General features: G+C 54.4%; 20 protein-coding genes and 1 tRNA gene. 12 read left to right on the forward strand and 9 right to left on the reverse strand.

The window, feature by feature from the left end:
* Positions 1-53 precede the first annotated feature (53 nt).
* Positions 54-437, forward strand: coding sequence for a nuclear transport factor 2 family protein (locus Q0824_RS09460; RefSeq protein ID WP_298449788.1), 384 nt, complete (start codon positions 54-56; stop codon positions 435-437).
* An 11-nt stretch (positions 438-448) separates the two neighbouring features.
* Positions 449-1,225: a 16S rRNA pseudouridine(516) synthase gene (locus Q0824_RS09465; RefSeq protein WP_298449790.1), complete on the forward strand. Its 777-nt coding sequence runs from the start codon at positions 449-451 to the stop codon at positions 1,223-1,225.
* Here the strand turns inward: Q0824_RS09465 and ychF are convergent.
* From ychF to Q0824_RS09505, 8 genes are all read right to left on the reverse strand, one after another.
* Complete coding sequence (ychF, locus tag Q0824_RS09470; protein ID WP_298449792.1) at positions 1,215-2,306, reverse strand: redox-regulated ATPase YchF; 1,092 nt, start codon at positions 2,304-2,306, stop codon at positions 1,215-1,217. The genes Q0824_RS09465 and ychF overlap by 11 nt on opposite strands.
* 114 nt (positions 2,307-2,420) lie before the next feature.
* Entirely contained in the window at positions 2,421-3,014 is a 594-nt protein-coding gene (pth, locus tag Q0824_RS09475) for an aminoacyl-tRNA hydrolase (RefSeq protein ID WP_298449793.1), read from the reverse strand.
* Between the two features lie 21 nt (positions 3,015-3,035).
* Positions 3,036-3,683 carry a 50S ribosomal protein L25/general stress protein Ctc gene (locus Q0824_RS09480; RefSeq protein WP_298450495.1) on the reverse strand — a complete coding sequence of 216 codons (648 nt, stop codon included), beginning with the start codon at positions 3,681-3,683 and terminating at the stop codon, positions 3,036-3,038.
* Between the two features lie 186 nt (positions 3,684-3,869).
* Entirely contained in the window at positions 3,870-4,820 is a 951-nt protein-coding gene (locus Q0824_RS09485) for a ribose-phosphate pyrophosphokinase (RefSeq protein ID WP_298449795.1), read from the reverse strand.
* Between the two features lie 52 nt (positions 4,821-4,872).
* Positions 4,873-4,947, reverse strand: a tRNA-Gln gene (locus tag Q0824_RS09490).
* A gap of 19 nt (positions 4,948-4,966) precedes the next feature.
* Positions 4,967-5,830: a 4-(cytidine 5'-diphospho)-2-C-methyl-D-erythritol kinase gene (gene ispE / locus Q0824_RS09495; RefSeq protein WP_298449797.1), complete on the reverse strand. Its 864-nt coding sequence runs from the start codon at positions 5,828-5,830 to the stop codon at positions 4,967-4,969.
* Positions 5,827-6,462 (reverse strand): lipoprotein insertase outer membrane protein LolB, encoded by a 636-nt coding sequence (gene lolB, locus Q0824_RS09500; protein ID WP_298449798.1) that lies wholly within the window; start codon positions 6,460-6,462, stop codon positions 5,827-5,829. Before lolB ends, ispE begins: the two co-directional genes overlap by 4 nt.
* The gene (locus Q0824_RS09505) at positions 6,462-8,222 is read right to left on the reverse strand and encodes a tetratricopeptide repeat protein (RefSeq protein WP_298449799.1); all 1,761 of its coding nucleotides are present in this window, start codon (positions 8,220-8,222) and stop codon (positions 6,462-6,464) included. Before Q0824_RS09505 ends, lolB begins: the two co-directional genes overlap by 1 nt.
* A 247-nt stretch (positions 8,223-8,469) precedes the next feature.
* Between Q0824_RS09505 and hemA the strand changes: the two genes are divergently transcribed.
* From hemA to moeB, 4 genes are read left to right on the forward strand one after another with little or no spacing between them, the layout of a single operon-like run.
* Positions 8,470-9,759 carry a glutamyl-tRNA reductase gene (hemA, locus tag Q0824_RS09510; protein WP_298449800.1) on the forward strand — a complete coding sequence of 430 codons (1,290 nt, stop codon included), beginning with the start codon at positions 8,470-8,472 and terminating at the stop codon, positions 9,757-9,759.
* The gene (gene prfA / locus Q0824_RS09515) at positions 9,756-10,844 is read left to right on the forward strand and encodes a peptide chain release factor 1 (protein ID WP_298449801.1); all 1,089 of its coding nucleotides are present in this window, start codon (positions 9,756-9,758) and stop codon (positions 10,842-10,844) included. The genes hemA and prfA overlap by 4 nt, the downstream gene beginning before the upstream one ends.
* The gene (gene prmC, locus Q0824_RS09520) at positions 10,834-11,700 is read left to right on the forward strand and encodes a peptide chain release factor N(5)-glutamine methyltransferase (RefSeq protein ID WP_298449802.1); all 867 of its coding nucleotides are present in this window, start codon (positions 10,834-10,836) and stop codon (positions 11,698-11,700) included. Before prfA ends, prmC begins: the two co-directional genes overlap by 11 nt.
* Positions 11,690-12,439, forward strand: coding sequence for a molybdopterin-synthase adenylyltransferase MoeB (moeB, locus tag Q0824_RS09525; RefSeq protein ID WP_298449803.1), 750 nt, complete (start codon positions 11,690-11,692; stop codon positions 12,437-12,439). Before prmC ends, moeB begins: the two co-directional genes overlap by 11 nt.
* 224 nt (positions 12,440-12,663) lie before the next feature.
* Here the strand turns inward: moeB and phrB are convergent, their stop codons facing one another.
* Positions 12,664-14,070 (reverse strand): deoxyribodipyrimidine photo-lyase, encoded by a 1,407-nt coding sequence (phrB, locus tag Q0824_RS09530; RefSeq protein WP_298449804.1) that lies wholly within the window; start codon positions 14,068-14,070, stop codon positions 12,664-12,666.
* Positions 14,071-14,226: 156 nt separating this feature from the next.
* On the opposite strand from phrB, the gene Q0824_RS09535 reads away from it, so the two are divergent.
* The 6 genes from Q0824_RS09535 to Q0824_RS09560 are packed head-to-tail and all read left to right on the forward strand — an operon-like array spanning position 14,227 to position 18,837.
* Entirely contained in the window at positions 14,227-15,036 is an 810-nt protein-coding gene (locus Q0824_RS09535) for a hypothetical protein (RefSeq protein WP_298449805.1), read from the forward strand.
* 51 nt (positions 15,037-15,087) lie between these two features.
* Positions 15,088-15,948, forward strand: a complete 861-nt coding sequence (locus Q0824_RS09540) for a mechanosensitive ion channel family protein (protein ID WP_298450497.1) — start codon at positions 15,088-15,090, stop codon at positions 15,946-15,948.
* Positions 15,929-16,426 (forward strand): ATP-dependent zinc protease, encoded by a 498-nt coding sequence (locus tag Q0824_RS09545; protein WP_298449806.1) that lies wholly within the window; start codon positions 15,929-15,931, stop codon positions 16,424-16,426. The genes Q0824_RS09540 and Q0824_RS09545 overlap by 20 nt, the downstream gene beginning before the upstream one ends.
* Positions 16,423-17,328 (forward strand): 30S ribosomal protein S6--L-glutamate ligase, encoded by a 906-nt coding sequence (rimK, locus tag Q0824_RS09550; RefSeq protein WP_298449807.1) that lies wholly within the window; start codon positions 16,423-16,425, stop codon positions 17,326-17,328. Before Q0824_RS09545 ends, rimK begins: the two co-directional genes overlap by 4 nt.
* A gap of 3 nt (positions 17,329-17,331) precedes the next feature.
* Positions 17,332-18,396: a succinylglutamate desuccinylase/aspartoacylase family protein gene (locus Q0824_RS09555; RefSeq protein WP_298449808.1), complete on the forward strand. Its 1,065-nt coding sequence runs from the start codon at positions 17,332-17,334 to the stop codon at positions 18,394-18,396.
* A gap of 15 nt (positions 18,397-18,411) precedes the next feature.
* Positions 18,412-18,837 (forward strand): secondary thiamine-phosphate synthase enzyme YjbQ, encoded by a 426-nt coding sequence (locus tag Q0824_RS09560; protein ID WP_298449809.1) that lies wholly within the window; start codon positions 18,412-18,414, stop codon positions 18,835-18,837.
* Positions 18,838-18,859: the final 22 nt, after the last annotated feature.

The raw sequence follows: 18,859 nt of genomic DNA on the forward strand, positions 1-18,859 counted from the left end.
GTGTATCATTATGCAATTGTCAGACGTCCCCATATTGGAAGTGGAATCTAACTATGCAATCGAAAGAACTAGTGGCGCAATTCATCGCTGATATCCAGGCGCAGCGTTTTGATGAGGCCAAGACCTTGCTCGCTACTGAAGGCTTTGAGTATGTTGGGCCGAACATGCGGTTCCTGAATCGCGATGACATGCTGTCCTACCAGTTTGGAATGGCTGCCATTCAGAAGGACTTGATTGTCCGTCAGCTCAGTGCCGATGGTGATCACGTATTTGCAATCCTTGACTATCAGACTCACTTCCAGCCAATTGGGGATGTGCGGCTCGCGGTATGGTTCCGTGTTCGAGATGACAAGATCCAGACTGTTGAAGCCTTCTATAATGCGGCAGTGGTTGAGAACATGCTGGGGGGTAACTTGCCTTCAGCGAACCCTTTGTAAAGGGTTTCTCCGTGAAATCGAAGAGCCACCGGCTGGACCGCTTTATTAGTCAGAATAGCGAGTTCTCGATTTCTGATACCCGCCTTTTAGTTGCCCAGAAGAGAATCATTCTGGATGGTTGTGCGGCTAACTCGGTTCAGCAGCGAGTGACTGAGTTCACTCATGTTGTATTGGATGGGCAGTGCTTAAACGATAGCAAGCCCGTTTACCTGATGCTGAATAAGCCCAAAGGAGTTGTTAGCGCGACCAAGGATCTTGAGCACCCTACCGTTCTGGACCTTATCGCGCACCCACGGAAGAGCGAGCTGCACATTGCCGGGCGGCTGGACCTTAATACAACGGGGCTGGTGCTGTTGACCAATGACGGTGCGTGGTCGCGTAAAATAAGTTTGCCTGAGACAAAGCTCGAAAAAACCTATGAAGTAACTCTTTCCAGGCCGCTCAGTGAAGAGTATGTGGCTGTGTTTCGGGAGGGGATATACTTTGCTTATGAAAACATCACAACGCAACCGGCAAGTTTAGAGATACTCTCAGAGTGCACGGCCAGGCTCACGCTGATTGAAGGAAAATATCATCAGGTTAAGCGGATGTTTGGTTACTTCCGGAACCAGGTGTTGGCTCTTCACCGGGTTTCTGTCGGGAATATTACCCTTGAGGGGGCTGAGGGGCAGCTTGCGGAGGGAGGTAGCAGGCCGCTAACGGCTGAAGAGTTGGGTGGTGTGGGTGTCAGGGCTGCCAAACATCCGTTCGACAGCCCCGCCGGCACATCAGTTAGGCTTAAACATTAAAGCGGAAGTGAATGACGTCGCCGTCCTGAACAATGTATTCCTTGCCCTCAAGGCGCCATTTCCCAGCTTCTTTTGCTCCTGCTTCGCCGTTATATTTCACGAAATCGTCATACCCAATGATTTCTGCACGGATAAAACCGCGTTCAAAGTCTGTATGAATCACTGCGGCGGCCTGTGGAGCCGTGGCACCGATTCTAACGGTCCATGCCCGCACTTCCTTCACACCTGCTGTAAAGTAGGTCTGTAGGCCTAGCAGGCTGTAGCCGGCGCGGATAACCCGGTCGAGGCCGGGCTCGTCCATTCCCATCTCGCCCAGGAACATGCTTTTTTCGTCATCTTCCAGTTCTGAAATTTCTGCTTCAATTTTGTTGCAGATCGGCACTACAACGGCGTTTTCTTCTGCTGCGATTGCACGCACTGTATCGAGGTACGGATTATTCTCGAAGCCGTCTTCGCTCACGTTAGCGATGTACATGGTTGGCTTGATGGTTAGAAGACACAGTTCGCGGATCAGCAGGAGTTCGTCTTTATTCAGGCCCATGCCGCGCACTGGCTTGCCTTCGTTCAGCACGGGCAGCAGGCGTTCAAAGATCTCGATTTGTGCTTTGGCTTCTTTGTCTCCACCTTTGGCAATCCGCTGAACACGCTTGATGGCTTTTTCAACGGTGTCCATGTCGGCCAGGGCAAGCTCGGTGTTGATGATCTCAATGTCGGCTGCCGGATCTATTTTGTTGGCCACATGAATGACGTTGGGGTCGTCAAAGCAACGTACCACGTGTGCAATGGCTTCGGTCTGGCGAATATTGGCAAGGAACTGGTTGCCCAGGCCTTCCCCTTTCGAGGCGCCTTCAACCAGGCCTGCAATGTCCACAAACTCCATGGTTGTAGGGACAGTGCGCTGGGGCTTAACGATCTCCGCAAGTTTGTCGAGCCGGGGGTCGGGCATGGCGACGACGCCAGCGTTAGGCTCAATGGTGCAAAACGGGAAGTTTTCCGCGCCAATGCCTGCTTTGGTCAGCGCGTTGAACAGGGTGGATTTGCCGACGTTAGGTAGGCCGACGATGCCGCAGTTAAAACCCATGGAATGCCTCTGCTGGTACTGGAAAGTTTGGCCGGATTATACCGGTGTACGCCAAAGGGTGCGAGTGAGGGAAATCAGGGCTGGTAGATTAGCCTGAAGTGGTCTCTGGTACTCTCAGGCGGTAGTTGGCTTAAAGCTGTGTAAGCGGTTCATTGCGGCTGCGAGGTTGCCAGAAACCGCGTCGGGTAATACCCGCATGGTTTCATTGAATACCTCGTTCAGGTCTTCCGTTTCACGCTTGCCCAAGCGGCCCAGGACATAACCGGTAACCTTGCGGCTGTCGCCGGGGTGGCCAATGCCAATCCGAAGTCGGTGAAATTCGTTGGTGCCAAGGTGGGCAATGGTGTCTCTCAGGCCGTTGTGACCGCCGTGTCCTCCGCCTTTTTTGAGTTTGGCGGTGCCGGGAGGGAGGTCAAGCTCATCGTGAGCAATCAGTATCTGGCTGGGAGTAATTTTGAAAAAATCAGCGAGTGCTTTTACAGAAAGGCCGCTACGGTTCATAAAGGTAGCGGGATTCAGTAGGTGGAGCTCAAGGCCTTGCCACTGAATGCGGGCGTAGTGCCCGTGGTATTTCTTTTCGGGACGGAGCGACTGACCCGCATCGCGGGCCAGTGCTTCAACGAAGAGGGCGCCGGCATTATGGCGGGTATTCTCGTAGTCCGGACCGGGGTTACCCAGCCCAACCACCATGACAATATCCTGTGCCATCTGCCAACGCCTCCGGAGTAATTACTCCTTGTCTTCGCCTTCTTCGCCTTCGGCTGCTTCATCTTCCGCATCGTCAGACTTGACGCCTTTCGGCTTGCTGACAGACACAACAGCCTGGTCGTGTTCTGCGTCGTGCTGCAGAGCAGGAATGCGAACGCCTTCTGGCAGTACCAGGTCGCTCATGTGAATAACCTGGTCCATCTCGACATCAGCCATATCGATGGCGATGAATTCAGGCAGGTTTTGCGGCAGACAAGCTACCTCAACCTCAGTCATCAGGCGGAAAGCAACGCCACCAAAGGTCTTGATCGCAGGTGCTGTGTCTTCGTTCAACAGGTGTAGAGGAACGTGAACAAAGATTTCCTGGTCTTTCTCTACGCGCTGGAAGTCGGCGTGAGACAGCAGCAGCTTGTACGGGTGCCGCTGAAGGTCTTTGATGATAACGCTTTCTTTCTTGCCATTCAGTTCAATGGTCAGAATGTGAGAGAAGAAGGCTTCGTTTTCCAGAGCTTTTTTCAGCTCGTTGTGCCAAATGGAAATCGGGGTCGCTTCTTTACCAGCACCGTAAATGATGGCTGGAATTTTACGCTCTTCGCGACGCAGGCGGCGGCTCGCACCTTTCCCCTTGTCGTCACGAGGAAATGCTTCAATAACAAAGTCCTGAGACATGGTTTTTACCTCAATCGTCATCTGAACTGCCCGCGACCAGGCGTTTGGACAGATGATATTTTCGAAAAGCCGGATTTTTCCGGCTGACTAAAAGAGTCGGGAGCCTTGTAGGGCTCCCGACTCGGTATCTTGATGAAAGCTGCCAGTAACTTGCTGTTTATCAGCGCATTACGGCGAGCAATCTACTCAGGCGTTCTCAAACAGCGCGCTGATAGACTCTTCGTTGCTTACGCGACGAATGGACTCTGCGAGCAGTCCGGCCATGCTGAGGGGGCGGATTTTAGCACAGTTCTTCGCTTTGTCACCCAACGGGATGGTGTCGCACACAACAACTTCGTCAATTACTGACCCGTTGATGTTTTCGATTGCGGGGCCAGAGAGAACCGGGTGGGTAATATAAGCCACCACACGGGTTGCTCCACGCTCTTTCAAAGCATTGGCGGCCTTGCACAGGGTGCCTGCGGTATCAACTATGTCGTCCACAAGGATGCAGGTCTTATCTGCAACGTCACCGATAATGTGCATAACCTGAGATACGTTGGCCTTGGGGCGGCGCTTGTCAATAATGGCCAGGTCGGCGTCATCCAGCAGTTTTGCAATGGCGCGGGCCCGTACAACGCCGCCTACGTCTGGTGATACCACAACAAAATTCTCAAACCGCTGCTTTTCGATGTCATCAAGCAGAACAGGCGTGGCGTAGATGTTATCTACCGGCACATCGAAAAAGCCCTGAATCTGGTCAGCGTGCAGGTCTACCGTTAATACGCGATCGACGCCGATGCTGGAGATCATGTCTGCAACAACTTTGGCGCTGATGGCAACGCGGCTGGAGCGTACCCGGCGATCCTGGCGTGCATACCCGTAATAAGGGATAACTGCCGTGATGCGTGATGCAGAGGCGCGGCGCAGGGCGTCGGCCATCATGATCAGTTCCATCAGGTTGTCATTGGTTGGGTAGCACGTGGGCTGAATAATGAATACATCGTGACCACGAACGTTTTCGTTAATCTCGACGGTAGTTTCGCCATCGCTGAAACAGCCTACAGTGGCCTCTCCCATGGGGATGTGGAGTTTTTTTGCGATAGCGTGAGAAAGCTCGGGATTGGCATTGCCAGTGAAAATCATCAATTTGGACACGACGGCATCCTTCTCGTTTTCGGAGGTTGAGTCAGAAGAAGCGGGAGAAAAATGGCTGGGGTGGCAGGATTCGAACCTGCGCATGACGGGATCAAAACCCGTTGCCTTACCACTTGGCGACACCCCAGTATCGTGCTTTTTCGGCATCATTCTAGCTCTGTCAGCTTTTGGTGAAGTGGTGATATGTTCACCCCTTTAGCTACGAACCCGGTGATGCCGGAAGGTTTGCTTTCCCAGATGATCCGGGCTGCGGATTCTGTAGGGAAACGTCCAAATATGCAAGCCCCGGTTCCGGTTAATCTTGCAGGTCCGAATTGTTTGAGCCAGTCCATGCTCTGCTTGACTTCAGGATATAGTTTTTTAACCACATCTTCACAGTCATTTCGGTACCTCGAGGCGTCTCCCTCAAAAGCGGGCGCTATTGTCATCTTCGGGGTGTTTCTTGTCAACCCTTGTTCTGAAAATATCTTTCCGGTGTTGATGTTGCATGTTGGTTTCAGAACCAAAAACCAGTCTTCTGGCGGGAAGGCAGGGGTTAGTCTTTCGCCAACGCCTTCGCCGAAGGCTGCATGGCCATGCACGAAAACGGGCACATCTGCGCCGAGGGTCAGGCCTATTTCTGCAAGCTCGTCTAAGCCCATTTGCAGTTTCCAGACGTGGTTGAGCCCCAAGAGGGTAGTGGCTGCGTTTGAGCTCCCCCCGCCGAGCCCGCCGCCCATCGGCAGACGTTTGTTGATACTGATACTGACGCCAGGAAGCTCGCCAGCCGCCTTGTGCGCAAGGGCGCGAGCTGCCTTGATAATCAGGTTGTCTTCATCCGGAACGCCAGTAATTGGGTTCTCAAGGCGAACTTCAGGCTGTTCAGGTGTCACGCGGAGCGTTATATCGTCGCCGTAGTTGAGGAATTGAAACAGAGTCTCAAGCTCATGGTAGCCATCCGCGCGCCGGCCAACTATGTGGAGAAAAAGGTTCAGCTTGGCTGGAGAGGGCAGGGTTATCGTTTCGGTCACGGGGCCAGATCCTGCCAGTCGCTGACAACAACGCGCACTCGTTTGTTGTCTTTCAGTGCTGTGATTCTGGCGGGCAGTGCAGGTGTGTTGCCTTGCAGTTCGTGCCAGCGATCGTAACGGATTTCCCAGCCGTCCTGGCGAATTATTGCTAACTCACCGCGGGCATCGAACAGCAACCGGGGGTTGCCAGCCGGCGCTGGCAGGCCGCGTATCCACCAGGTCAGGCTTTCCAGGGGCAGTTGCCAGCCCGTGGCGGCCTCCATAAGTGCATCGGGATCGCCAGAGCGGTAGGTTTCACCGTTGGAGAGGGTCAGTTCAACAAACCCCGGAGTGCCATTCAGCTTGGTGCTGCCCATTCCCAGAAATGAGGATGACAAGGCTAGATCGTAGGCTTCGCCCTTCTGGATCCAGTGGTTGATAATGGCTGTGCCGCTGTCTGTTGGTTGGCGTACCGCCAATTTGCCCGATAACCGCCAATGATCAAACTGCCCCAGTCTCGCGGAGCGGTCTTGCCAATTGGACGGAGGCTGATCTGTCATCCCCTCTGGCAGTGGCTCCAGTTGAATGGTGGTACAGGCATTCAGGATCACCATAAGCAGTACGGCTGCCCATAAGCGAATAGCCTGAGCCATCACTGTTCACCAGTGTTGGTTAGCCGGTCAATGGTTTCTCGCAGAATGTCGTGTTCCATGTCCTGCTCAAGCGCTTCTTTCCAGATTACCTGTGCCTGCTCTTCGGCACCGCTCATCCACAAAGCTTCCCCATAGTGGGCGGCCACTTCCGGGTCAGGAAATGCTTCCCAGGCCCGGGATAGATAATCGAGTGCGGGTTCAATCTGGCCTTCCTGAAGCAGAACCCACCCCATGCTGTCGAGAGTGGCCGGGTTTTCCGGATCCAGCTCCAGAGCCTGCTCAATGTAACCACGGGCTTCGCTCAGGCGGTCAGTACGGGTGGCCAATATATAGCCAAGGGCGTTAAGCGCGACTGCGTTTTTGGGGTCGCTTTCAATGATCAGCTTAAGGTCCGCCTCGGCTTTTTCGGGCTGGCCCAGTGCGTCGAACAGCATGGCTCGTGCATAGCGGATCTGCAGATTTTCTGGATAGTCCTCCAGTGCACTTGTAGCAACTTCTAGCGCTTCTTGCTGGAGCTTTTGGTCAAGTAGCAGGTTGACCTCAAGCAGCCAGAAGTTTTCAGCTTGTGCGGGGTTGGCGCTGCGCATGGAGTGAACATCTTCCAATGCTTCGTTGAGCCTCCCTTCTGCAGTTAGCAGGGCGCTGGCACGCGCAATAGCGGGGAAAAAGTAATTGCCTTCGTCCACGCTCTGGTAGTAACCGATTGCCTGCTCTGCATTACCTGCTTCGTCTTCTATCCTGCCCAGGTAATAGTTGGCTTCGCTGGTGTGGAGCCCCTGCTCGTTTAGTCGGTTAAGCTCTTTTTTTGCCAGCTCCAATTGCCCGTTTTCCAGTGCAACAAGGGCATGCGAAAGGCGCAGGCCGGGGTTGTCCGGATAGCGTTTTACCAGCCGGTTGAACTCGTCCTGTGCGGCTTGCAGCTCGCCTTCGCTGATCAGCATGCGTGCATATAGGGTGCCCATTTGCCGACTGGCGGGGAAACGGCGGGTGTTGACCATCAGGTGCTCAAGCGCTTCGATTTCTCTGTCGCTCTGATAGAGGAGGTCACCCTTCAAGATAATGGCCGGCTGAAAGTTGGGCTCTTCCTTTAACAAGGGTTCAAGGCGACCAAGTGCTGCTTGCGGGTTGCCGGCAATTTTCAGCAGCAAGGCGATGCTGTATTCCAGCTCAGGTATGCCGGGATGACGGTTTGCCATCTCAAGGTATAGGGTCATCAGCTCTTGCTGTTGTTCCGGTGACAGGTTGCCCGCCATGGCCGCAAGGCTATCGAAATCAGCATCTTCCCCCTGGTTCAGAATTTGCTCCATGTACCCCAGGGCAGATTCGAGTTCATTGCGTTTTACTGCCTGAATGGCAGAAACCCGAAGTGCTTGAAGGTTATTGGGATCAATTTCAAGCCAGAGTTCAGCCAGCTGTTTTTGGGCGTTGTCGCCATTGAGCGACTGGGCAATACGCATGGCCCGCTCAATTACGTTGGTGTCTCTGGACTGCTTGGCTGCCCTAAGGTAATTAACCAGGGTAACGTCATACCGGCCGCGTTGTGCTGCGATTTCAGCTGAAAGCAGTAAGTACAGGGTTTCCGGCTCAAAGTCCGCATACTCTATAGGCGGTTCGCTGTTGGCTTTTCTGGAATCTTCCCGAGTGTGCGCGGGGGCTTTTTCATCAACAACCGATGAATGGCCGGAACCGGTTATACTGGCGCAACCTGCCAGTGAGAGGCCAAGCAGGCAGGTAATCAAAAGCGGTGCGGATTTGTACATGCAACTTCCCGTGATTTTTTGACTACGCACCCTGAATAGCTCGGAACTCTCTCTTTTTTTGAGTTGAGTCGGGCCCGGCGTGCGCCGATTCCCTATAATGGCATAAGCTCCTGTTCTTGCCCAACCTGTCCGCACTTCCCGAAGCCTGAGCGGTTATGGGTGGCAGCTGAAGGCCCGGGCCGCTAAAATGCATGCACAATGGCGATCATGCACACCGTTTATTGCTAGAGGATTATAGAACCAAGAAATGGCACTGCTAACGCTGGGAATCAATCATCGCACCGCCCCCATTGAATTAAGGGAGCGAGTTGCGTTTACGCCTGAGCGTATGTCAGAGGCGTTTGCAGAGTTGCGGGCGGCATCAGGTGCCAGCGAGGCTGCCATTCTTTCGACCTGCAATCGCACCGAGTTATATCTTGCGGGCGACCACGACTGCGCGTCGCTGGTATTGCGTTGGTTGGCGGGCTTTCACAATCTGGATGCTGCGGAGCTAGAAGAAGTGCTGTACATCCACCGCGATGCGGATGCTGTGCGACACATGATGCGTGTGGCCGCCGGATTGGATTCCATGGTTCTGGGTGAACCGCAGATTTTCGGCCAGTTGAAGGATGCTTATGCGCTGGCCCGGGAGCACGGCGGGAGTGGTTCTTTCCTCTCTCGCATGTTTGAGCAAACGTTCACCGTAGCAAAGCGTGTACGCACACAAACTGCGATTGGCGAAAATCCTGTTTCTGTTGCTTATGCGGCAGTAAGCATGGCGAGTCGCATTTTTGCTGATATGTCGAAAAACAAGGCACTGCTGATCGGTGCAGGCCAAACCATCGAGCTGGTGGCGCGTCACCTTGCAGATGCCGGCGTTAAAGACTTTATCGTAGCCAATCGCACCCTGGAGCGGGCTCAGGCACTGGCGGATACCAGAGGCGGCCGGGGCATTCTGCTTTCAGAGATTCCGGATTATCTCGCAGATGTGGATATTATTATTTCATCCACAGCCAGCCCCCTGCCTATTCTGGGTAAGGGTGCGGTGGAGCGCTCGCTGAAGAAACGCAAGCACCGGCCATTTTTCATGGTAGACATTGCCGTACCCAGAGATATAGAGCCGGAAGTGGCATCCTTGGCGGATGTGTATCTGTACACCGTTGATGACCTGCGCCAGGTAATTGAAGAAAACATACGTACCCGAGAGGGTGCTGCCCGTGAAGCAGAAAATCTCATAGCCGATGGCGTACAGGAATTTCTCAGCCAGCTCAGAGCGCTGGATGCTGTGTCCACGCTAAAACAGTTCCGCCAACGTGCGGAAGTGTTGAGAGACATAGAAACGGAAAAAGCCCTGCGCGCCCTGCGCAATGGCGGTGATCCCGAAACAGCATTGCGCAGTCTCGCGCGAGGCCTCACAAATAAACTCCTGCACGAACCTTCGATACAGGTTCGCAAGGCCACCACCGAAGGGCGAACCGAGGTGACCGAATGGCTGAGAGAGCTGCATCAGCTTGATGTGTTGGAAGTAGACGCGACCACCACCCCGGAAAAAATATGAAATCATCCATACAGTCCCGCCTCGAGCAGCTTGTTGAACGCTACGAGGAGGTGAGTGCTTTGCTCAGCGACCCTGCAACCATCGCCAAACAGGACAAGTTTCGGGAATTGTCGCGGGAGTATTCCGAGATTGAGCCGGTAGTTCAGTGCTTTCAAGCATGGAAGCGCTCCCTGGACGATATCGATGAGGCAAAAGAGCTGGCGAAAGACGGCGATGCCGAGATGCGGGATATGGCCGCAGAAGAGCTTGAGATTGCCGAGCAGAAAACCGAAGAGCTCGATGAAGAACTGCAGCGACTGATGCTGCCAAAAGATCCGAACGACGGTAAAAACGTGTTCCTGGAAATCCGTGCAGGAACCGGTGGTGACGAAGCCGCCATTTTTGCCGGAGATTTGTTCCGCATGTACAGCCGCTATGCTGAGGGTCGCCGTTGGCAAATTGAAGTGCTGAGCCAGAACGAAGGCGAGCATGGCGGTTACAAGGAAATTATTGCCCGGGTTGCCGGCGATGCTGTCTACGGCGCACTGAAATTCGAATCCGGAGCTCACCGGGTTCAGCGGGTGCCGGAAACTGAATCCCAGGGTCGCATTCATACCTCTGCTTGTACCGTTGCGATCATGCCGGAAGCAGATGAGGCGGAAGCGGTTGAGATCAACAAGGGTGACCTGCGTGTGGACACCTTCCGTGCCTCGGGTGCTGGTGGCCAGCACGTAAACAAAACCGACTCGGCCATCCGGATTACCCACCTGCCCAGCGGCATAGTAGTAGAGTGCCAGGAAGAGCGATCGCAGCATAAAAACCGTGCCAAGGCCATGAGTCTGCTGGCCTCAAGGCTGCAGAATGTTGAAACGGAACGCCATCAGCAATCCATGGCAGAAACCCGCAAAAGCCTGGTGGGCAGCGGGGATCGTTCCGAACGAATTCGAACCTATAACTTCCCTCAGGGCCGGGTAACCGACCATCGAATCAACCTCACACTGTACAAGCTTGATGATGTGATTGCGGGTGACCTGGATTCCGTAGTTGTGCCTCTTCAGCAAGAGCATCAGGCGGAGCTTCTGGCCTCGCTTTCCGATGACGAGTAAGCCTTCACTAACCTGCGAGGCGCTGCTGGGTGACGCAGCGCGCCGCATCGCCGGAGACACCTCCCGGCTTGATGCCGAATTGCTCCTTGATCATGTCACGGGTATTGGGCGTTCGGGCTTTCGTGCTTTTCCTGAGCGCGAAGTCGAGCCACGGCTGGCAACTCAATTCGAAGATCTTGTGGTGCAGCGTGTGCAGGGAATGCCCGTGGCCTACCTGTTGGGGCATCAAGAATTCTGGTCACTCCCGCTAAACGTCAGCAAAAGCACTCTTATTCCACGCCCGGATACCGAATGTTTGGTGGAGCAAGCGCTGGAATTGCCCTTGCCGGAAGATGCCCGGGTTGTTGATCTTGGTACCGGTACCGGTGCCATTGCTCTGGCGCTGGCCAGCGAGAGGCCAGGGTGGGTGGTCAGCGCTTGCGATCTTATGGACGATGCGGTGGCATTGGCGCAGGCGAATGCCAGCTCTTTGAAGTTACCTGTAGAGGTTTTTCAGAGCCGCTGGTTTGCCGGATTGCCTGCGGGCAGTTTTGATCTGATTGTTTCCAATCCACCTTACATTGCTTCCGGCGACCATCACTTGAGTGAAGGCGATGTGCGCTTTGAGCCGGCCTCTGCACTGGTATCCGGAGTGGATGGTCTTGATGATATACGCCTGATTGTGAGCGAGGCGCCTTTTTGGTTGAACCCTGAAGGCTGGCTGCTTCTGGAGCACGGATTTGATCAGGCTGAGTCTGTTCAAGGGCTGCTTGCTACTCGGGGGTTTGTTAAGGTGGAAAGCCGGAAAGACTATGGCGGCAACGACCGCATGACCTTGGGGCAGTGGCCCCGACAAGGAGCCCTCCATGCTCAGTGATGAAGAACTCCTGCGCTTCAGTCGCCAGATTTTGATGCCCCGTTTTGATATTGCAGGGCAGCAGGCTCTGAAGTCCGCCCACATTGTGATTGTCGGATCTGGTGGCCTCGGCTGCCCGGTTGCACTGTACCTGGGTGCTGCCGGTGTTGGCCACATAACGCTGGTGGATGATGACGTTATCGAACTGGCCAATCTGCAGCGTCAGATAGCGTTCGAAACTGCACAAATTGGCGAACCCAAAGCGGAAACTCTGGCTGCCCGCGTGCGCAGCATCAATCCGGGGGTGTCTATTTCTGTGGTTGATCGCCGCCTTGATCTGGATGGCTTTGCGCAGGAAGTGGCGGGAGCCAACTTGGCTTTGGACTGCTCGGATAATTTTGCTACGAGGTTCGCACTTAATCGTGCTTGTGTGGCTGCGGGTGTTCCGCTGATTTCCGGTGCGGCGATTCGGGGCGAAGGTCAGGTTGGTGTGTATGACAGCCGGAATTCGGACTCTCCCTGTTACCACTGTTTATACCCTGAGCAGGGCAATGAAGACTTGACCTGTTCTGAAGCTGGTGTGATCGCGCCGTTGGTTGGGATGATCGGTTCGGTTCAGGCTATGGAGGCCATTAAGGTACTTACTGGCGTGGGAACTCTGCTTGTGGGCCGGTTGCTGATTCTGGATGCCTGGGAAATGCAGTGGCGGGAAATGAAGCTTGCCAGGGATCCTGATTGTCCGGTTTGCGGCTCTCGATAAGTCGGGTCTGGCCGAAGCAGGCGTGGGAGGGACTCTCCAAAACACGCTGTGAATACGTCCGTGTACGCTCGGCTCCGCCCTTTAGCGCTAATGCTCCTGCGTCGCGCTAAAGGTCCTGGGCAAGCCTTCCATGGCTTGCCCGTGAAGTGCTTCGCACTCCACCCATGGCTCCGCACGGTTTTGGAGAGCCCCTCCCACGCCTGCTTCTACATTGTGCGTCCGTCCTAGTCTTTCAGCGCCTGAAACTTCGCTATTGCCTCTTTTCTACTCTCTTTCAGATCAACAATTGGCCTTGGGTATCCGCCCGGTATTACTCCACCTTTTGAAGGATCGTGGATGCGCTTGTTATCCAGCTTTGCTAACTCAGGCACCCACTCGCGGATGAACTCACCTTTCGGATCAAAACGCTCACTCTGCGTAACTGGATTGAACACCCGGAAGTAAGGTGCTGAGTCTGTGCCAGTGGATGCACTCCATTGCCAGCCGCCGTTGTTGGAGGCGAGGAAGCCATCAACTAGTTTCGACATGAAGTAGGCCTCGCCCAGGCGCCAGTCGATAAACAAATTTTTGGTCAGAAACATTGCCGTAACCATGCGCAAACGGTTGTGCATCCAGCCGGTCTGGTTTAGCTGTCGCATGGCGGCGTCAACCAGGGGAATGCCGGTGTTGCCGGATTTCCATGCTTCGAAGTGTTCGCCCGGGTCGTTCCATTGCAGGGCTTCGGTTTCTGGTTTGAAGGCGCGGTGCATGCTCACTCGGGGGCAGTGGTACAGGGTATGGATATAGAAATCCCGCCAGGCGATTTCGTTTATCCAGGTCAGAAACCCTTCCTGATTGCCTCCCATGCCTTGTGCTTGTTTTGCGGCGAACAGGCACTGGCGGCCGGATAGTACGCCGTTGGCGAGGTAAGGGGAGAGCTGGCTGGTGCCATCCATTGCAGGGAAATCTCGTTGTTCTTTGTAGGCGCCGCCGTGTTCATCCAGGAAGCCCTCCAGTTGAGCGTGTGCAGCGTCTTCGCCGGTGTCCACCAGTGCTGCTGGGGCATCTTCAAAACCTTCGGGAATGCTTGTTATGCGCTCCGGTTCAATGGCCTCACCCTGAGCTTTCGGCAATGGGTACAGCGTTGGCTGACTTTCATCAATCCAGGTGCGCCAGCGGCGGGAAAAGGGGGTGAAGACGGAATAAGGTTCACCCTGGCCGGTTAGTATTTCGCCCACCGGTGCTACGGTCTGGTCGCGGTACTTGCGGGTTGTGATGCCCAATTCGTCAAAACGGTGCTTCACTGCTTTGTCGCGCTTGCGCTCGTTGATGCCATACTCTTCATTGAAGTGGAGTTGGCGTACGCCATGTTCACGGCAATGATTCGCCAGCGCGGTAATACTGTCAGTGAACTGATCGGCATGAATAAAGCAAAGCGGTATACCCAGCTTTCCCAGTTCCTCAGCCAGAGCATTTGCATGGGCGACAACAAACTGTACCCGTGCCGGTGACCAGTCGTGTTCCTGCCATTGCGCGGGTGTCAGGATGAAGCAGGCGCGAACATTTGGATGACCTTCCGCTTTACAAGCAGAGGTAAGGGCGGGGTTGTCTGCGATTCGGAGGTCATTCCTGAACCATACCAGTTGTGTCATTGGCTATTCCGTGTCGTGTTCCAGCATTTAGTGTAGGGGTAATTACATCGCACAGAGGCAATAAAATCACCTAGTTAGATATTCGCCCAAGACCCCTGATTGGATTATAGTCGTCACAACTTTAGTGGCCGTATTCGTGGGAGATTAGCAGCGATTATGGAGAATGAAACCGAAAGCTGGCGCGATGGCATTTGGGCGCAGCCGTATGAACTTTTGTCTGGCCAAACCCAGTACCACAAGCTTGGGCATGTGCGGCTGTGGGTAACCCTGCTGGACAATGAATGGCAGGTACGCTCCGTAACGCGGGAGCCTGAAACAGACCCCGTGAGCTGGACGGAATCCATCGGGCATAAGTTGCCACTGACAAGTGTTTCCCTGGAACGCTTTATCCGGGAAGGGGATTCGCCAACGGTAACCTTTATACCGGCGGTGGCTAACCTTCCCACTGTAATCCGTCCGTTCCAGCCGTTGACCATTCCGGCAGGTGGTCGTTGCACAATTTATGTGGGAACGGTTGTGTGGATGAAGGTGTGTGCCGGCGCCAAACAGACCGTTCTGACCGAGGTTCCGCTGGCAGCCCCCTCTCTTACCTGGGTGGGCCGCAATACCATGGAAGGTGAGTTGTGCTATTCATCTTCCAGTTTTGCACGTTTGGTATTGGAGGCGGTTCCCAAGCGGCCTTGGCGCGCAGTAACGCCGGTCACCATTATCAATCGACGGGCGGAACCATTGCTATTGGATCGCTTCAGCCTGCCCACGCCGTTGTTGTCACTGCACCAGAATGAGCGCGGACAGCTTTGGACACCGGGTGTGGTTGTTGAGGTGGAAACCGATATGAATTCAGCCAGCTTGCACGTGGATCAGAGCTTGCTCGTTGCAGCGGGGCCCTGTGAGCAGGTTGCTCCGGCCCGTGTGAAAGCGGCCAAGGGGCGCTTTGTACGAGCGTTCGACCGGGTGTTTGGCTGATGCCTTTTTTACAGGTTAATTATTGTGGCTGAAGAGCTGAAGGCGGGTGCAATGCAGATGTTTACCGACATAGCATGGGGGCAGTGGATTAGCTCCGGCTTTATATTGGTGTTAGGTATTGTTCTGGCATCACTGGCAGCGCGGAGTGTGTCTCGCGTGATGTCCAGGCGCAGTTCCAGACACCACACGGTTATGATTCGACGGTTGGTATTTTACGTCATCTTTCTATTGTTTGGTGTGGCTGCGCTCCGGGAAGCCGGGTTTTCGCTGGACGTGGTGTTGGGGGCGGCCGGTATTCTGACGGTGGCCATTGGTTTTGCGTCACAGACGTCCGCATCAAATATGATCAGCGGGCTATTTCTGCTTGTGGAAAAGCCCTTTGAAATTGGCGATGTCATTGAAGTGGAAAAGACTACGGGTGAAGTGGTGGGAATCGACATGCTCAGTGTGAAGCTGCGCACCCGGGATAACCTCTATGTACGCATTCCCAATGAAACCCTGATCAAAACACCGGTTGTTAACCGCTCACGTTTTCCTATCCGAAGAATCGACCTTCAGGTGGGTATTGCCTATGCTGAAGATGCAGAGAAAGTGGAAAAACTACTGTTGGACCTGGCAGAAAAGAACCCTGCCTGCCTGGAAGAGCCCAAAGCATTTGTGCTGGTTACAGCATTTGGCCCTTCCTCGGTGGATTTACAGTTCTCCTTCTGGGTACCGAAAGACAAGGTGTTGGAAGGCAAAAGCGGTATGCTCGTTGCTGTAAAGAAAGCTCTGGATAAGGCGGACATTGAGATACCGTTCCCCCATACCAGTATTTATGCTGGCAGCCACTCCGAGCCGTTCCGGGTGCAATTGATGGCGCCTGAAAAAGTCACTGAAAAGGAAGAGTTGAATGTCCAAAAAGACAGTTGAAGCCCTCAAGACCGTGGAGCCGATACCTGCTGACAATAAAATCAGCCTGGGCTGGCGAGAATGGGCGGCGCTACCTGATCTGGATATTAACCGCATCAAAGCAAAAGTGGATTCCGGGGCGCGCACCTCGTGCTTGCATACTTTTCGGACGGAGCCCTATACACAGGATGGTGAGCGTCGAGTTCGGTTCTGGGTTCACCCGGTTCAGAACGATATGCATCAGGTTGTGGAGTGCGATGCTCGTGTGCTTGATGAGCGTGAAGTAACGGATTCCGGCGGCCACAAAGAATTGCGACTGGTGATTGAAACCACATTGGTGATTGGCGGCCAAAGTTGGCCCGTTGAGATGACGCTAACGAACCGCGATAGCATGCGGTTTCGTATGCTGATTGGGCGCACCGCGATGGAGGGCCGTTCCATGATATTTCCCGAAGCTTCCTATCTCGCCGGGGAACCGGCTATAAGGCCTAAAACATGAAAATTGCAGTTCTGTCCCGTAACCGGCATTTGTATTCAACCCGACGTCTGGTGGAAGAAGGGGTTAATCGAGGTCATGAAGTGAAGGTAATTGATTGCCTGCATTGCTCCATGAACATCACATCCGCCAACCCGAAAATTCATTATCACGAAGAGGTTCTGGAGAATTTCGACGTGATCATTCCCCGTATCGGGGCGTCCGTTACTTTCTATGGCACAGCGGTTCTACGCCAGTTTGAAATGATGGGAACCTTCCCGGTAAACGAGTCTGTTGCCATCACTCGTTCACGGGATAAGCTGCGCTCCCTGCAGCTACTTGCTCGTAAAGGCGTGGGCATGCCGGTAACCGGCTTCGCCAACAAGCCGGATAACGTGCCCGAGCTGCTTAAAATGGTGGGCGGTGCGCCTGTGGTGATCAAGCTTTTGCAGGGTACCCAGGGCATTGGTGTTGTGCTGGCGGAAACCCGCACAGCCGCAGAAAGCGTGATTGAAGCGTTCATGGGGCTAAAAGCCGACATTCTTGTGCAAGAATTCATCAAAGAAGCCGGCGGTGCGGATATTCGCTGCTTCGTGATTGGCGATAAAGTCATTGCTGCTATGAAGCGACAGGGTGCCGAGGGCGAGTTCCGTTCCAATTTGCACCGTGGCGGTAGCGCGTCACTGGTTCGTATCACGCCGGAAGAGCGCAAAACGGCCATTACGGCAGCAAAAGCCATGGGCCTGAACGTGGCGGGGGTGGATTTGCTGCGCTCAAGCCGTGGGCCGCTGGTGATGGAGGTCAATTCCTCGCCGGGATTGGAGGGCATAGAGAACGCCACCGGCAAAAACGTAGCGGGCATGATTTTGAACTGGATTGAAAAAAATCACGCGCCCTGGCGCACCAAAACCAAAGGCAGAGGATAATCGATGGCGCGCGCGCCCTTTGAGATGGCTGGAGTGCAAGTAAAACCTGGTACCCGGCAACAAGTAGAAATTCCAATTGCGAAGTTGTATACCCACACGCCGCTGCACATACCGGTGGAAATTGTGCACGGGCGCCGCGATGGCCCGGTACTGATGGTGTGTGGAGCCATACACGGCGATGAAATCGCGGGTGTGGAAATTGTGCGCCGTGTGCTCACCAATTCAGCGCTTCGTAATCTGCGGGGTACCCTGATAGCGGTGCCCATCGTGAACATTTTTGGATTTGTGCACCGCACGCGGTATCTGCCAGACAGGCGCGACCTGAACCGCTGCTTTCCTGGCAGCGAAAGAGGCTCTCTCGGTGGCCGTATTGCTTACCTGCTGCGCACCCAGATTATGGAGCATGTAACGCACATCATCGATTTGCACACGGGCGCTATTCACCGGTTCAACCTGCCGCAGGTTCGGGCTGAGCTGAAGAATCCCGAAACCGCGCGCATGGCTGAAGCATTTGCCGCACCGGTGATTATTAATGCAGGCCTGCGGGATGGCAGTCTGCGAGCCTATGCGGATTCGTTGGACATACCCGTCATCACCTACGAAGGTGGTGAGGCTTTGCGATTTGACGATGTGGTTATCGGTAGTGGCGTAAAAGGCGTGATGCGAGTGATGCGCGAGCTGGAAATGGTTCCGCCACGGAAGGGACGCGCAACATCGAAAAAGCGTTCTGAAATTGCAGCCAACTCTCAGTGGGTGAGGGCAGAGATTGATGGCATCATGCGGCCGGTCGCCAAACTTGGGCAGAAGGTACGCAAAGGCCAGAAGCTGGCCATGGTGGCAGATCCTTTCGGCGAATCCGAAACGGCGATTGTGTCACCTTGCTCGGGAATTGTTATTTGCGTGAATAACCTGCCGCTGGTTAACGAAGGCGAAGCCATCTATCACATAGCTCGATTCGATGAGCTTAACGAAGCAGAAAAAGCCATGGATTACTTTCGCAGCTCCTTTGAAACAGAGGTGAGCGAAGCAGTTGTGCCCATGCACCCTTGGGATGAACTTCAGAAATAAACCACAGGAGCCGCCATGATCTGGGATCAGACATTCGTTGACCTGGCACCCTTGCCAAGGGGATTTCATCTGGTAACCAATGAAATTCTCGCTCAGGCGCCAGACATGACCAACTGCGAAGTGGGGCTGCTGCATCTGTTTATTCAGCACACCTCCGCATCGCTGGCGGTGAACGAAAACGCTGACCCGGATGTACGTGGCGATCTGGAACGCCACTTCAATGTGATGGTGCCTGAAAGGGCGCCGCACTATGAACATGTGCTGGAAGGGCCGGACGACATGCCGGCCCATATCAAGAACATTCTTATCGGCCCATCACTTACTCTGCCTGTGAATCATGGGCGTTTGGCTCTCGGCACTTGGCAGGGCTTGTACCTCTGCGAGCACAGGGATAGCGCCGGTAGCCGGCGGATTGTGGCCACTTTGCAGGGGCGCTGGTGAGTGCGGCCATTTTTTAAGCCTG

The organism is uncultured Marinobacter sp. (assembly GCF_947488835.1).
Classification (GTDB): domain Bacteria; phylum Pseudomonadota; class Gammaproteobacteria; order Pseudomonadales; family Oleiphilaceae; genus Marinobacter.

Coding starts and splice junctions, on each gene's coding strand:
- Q0824_RS09480 (WP_298450495.1), bottom strand. CDS start 3,683: ATGTCTCAGGACTTTGTTATTGAAGCATTTCCTCGTGACGACAAGGGG.
- Q0824_RS09505 (WP_298449799.1), bottom strand. CDS start 8,222: ATGTACAAATCCGCACCGCTTTTGATTACCTGCCTGCTTGGCCTCTCA.
- hemA (WP_298449800.1), top strand. CDS start 8,470: ATGGCACTGCTAACGCTGGGAATCAATCATCGCACCGCCCCCATTGAA.
- prfA (WP_298449801.1), top strand. CDS start 9,756: ATGAAATCATCCATACAGTCCCGCCTCGAGCAGCTTGTTGAACGCTAC.
- Q0824_RS09535 (WP_298449805.1), top strand. CDS start 14,227: ATGGAGAATGAAACCGAAAGCTGGCGCGATGGCATTTGGGCGCAGCCG.
- lolB (WP_298449798.1), bottom strand. CDS start 6,462: ATGGCTCAGGCTATTCGCTTATGGGCAGCCGTACTGCTTATGGTGATC.
- moeB (WP_298449803.1), top strand. CDS start 11,690: ATGCTCAGTGATGAAGAACTCCTGCGCTTCAGTCGCCAGATTTTGATG.
- Q0824_RS09460 (WP_298449788.1), top strand. CDS start 54: ATGCAATCGAAAGAACTAGTGGCGCAATTCATCGCTGATATCCAGGCG.
- ychF (WP_298449792.1), bottom strand. CDS start 2,306: ATGGGTTTTAACTGCGGCATCGTCGGCCTACCTAACGTCGGCAAATCC.
- Q0824_RS09560 (WP_298449809.1), top strand. CDS start 18,412: ATGATCTGGGATCAGACATTCGTTGACCTGGCACCCTTGCCAAGGGGA.
- Q0824_RS09555 (WP_298449808.1), top strand. CDS start 17,332: ATGGCGCGCGCGCCCTTTGAGATGGCTGGAGTGCAAGTAAAACCTGGT.
- Q0824_RS09540 (WP_298450497.1), top strand. CDS start 15,088: ATGCAGATGTTTACCGACATAGCATGGGGGCAGTGGATTAGCTCCGGC.
- phrB (WP_298449804.1), bottom strand. CDS start 14,070: ATGACACAACTGGTATGGTTCAGGAATGACCTCCGAATCGCAGACAAC.
- rimK (WP_298449807.1), top strand. CDS start 16,423: ATGAAAATTGCAGTTCTGTCCCGTAACCGGCATTTGTATTCAACCCGA.
- Q0824_RS09545 (WP_298449806.1), top strand. CDS start 15,929: ATGTCCAAAAAGACAGTTGAAGCCCTCAAGACCGTGGAGCCGATACCT.
- prmC (WP_298449802.1), top strand. CDS start 10,834: ATGACGAGTAAGCCTTCACTAACCTGCGAGGCGCTGCTGGGTGACGCA.
- pth (WP_298449793.1), bottom strand. CDS start 3,014: ATGGCACAGGATATTGTCATGGTGGTTGGGCTGGGTAACCCCGGTCCG.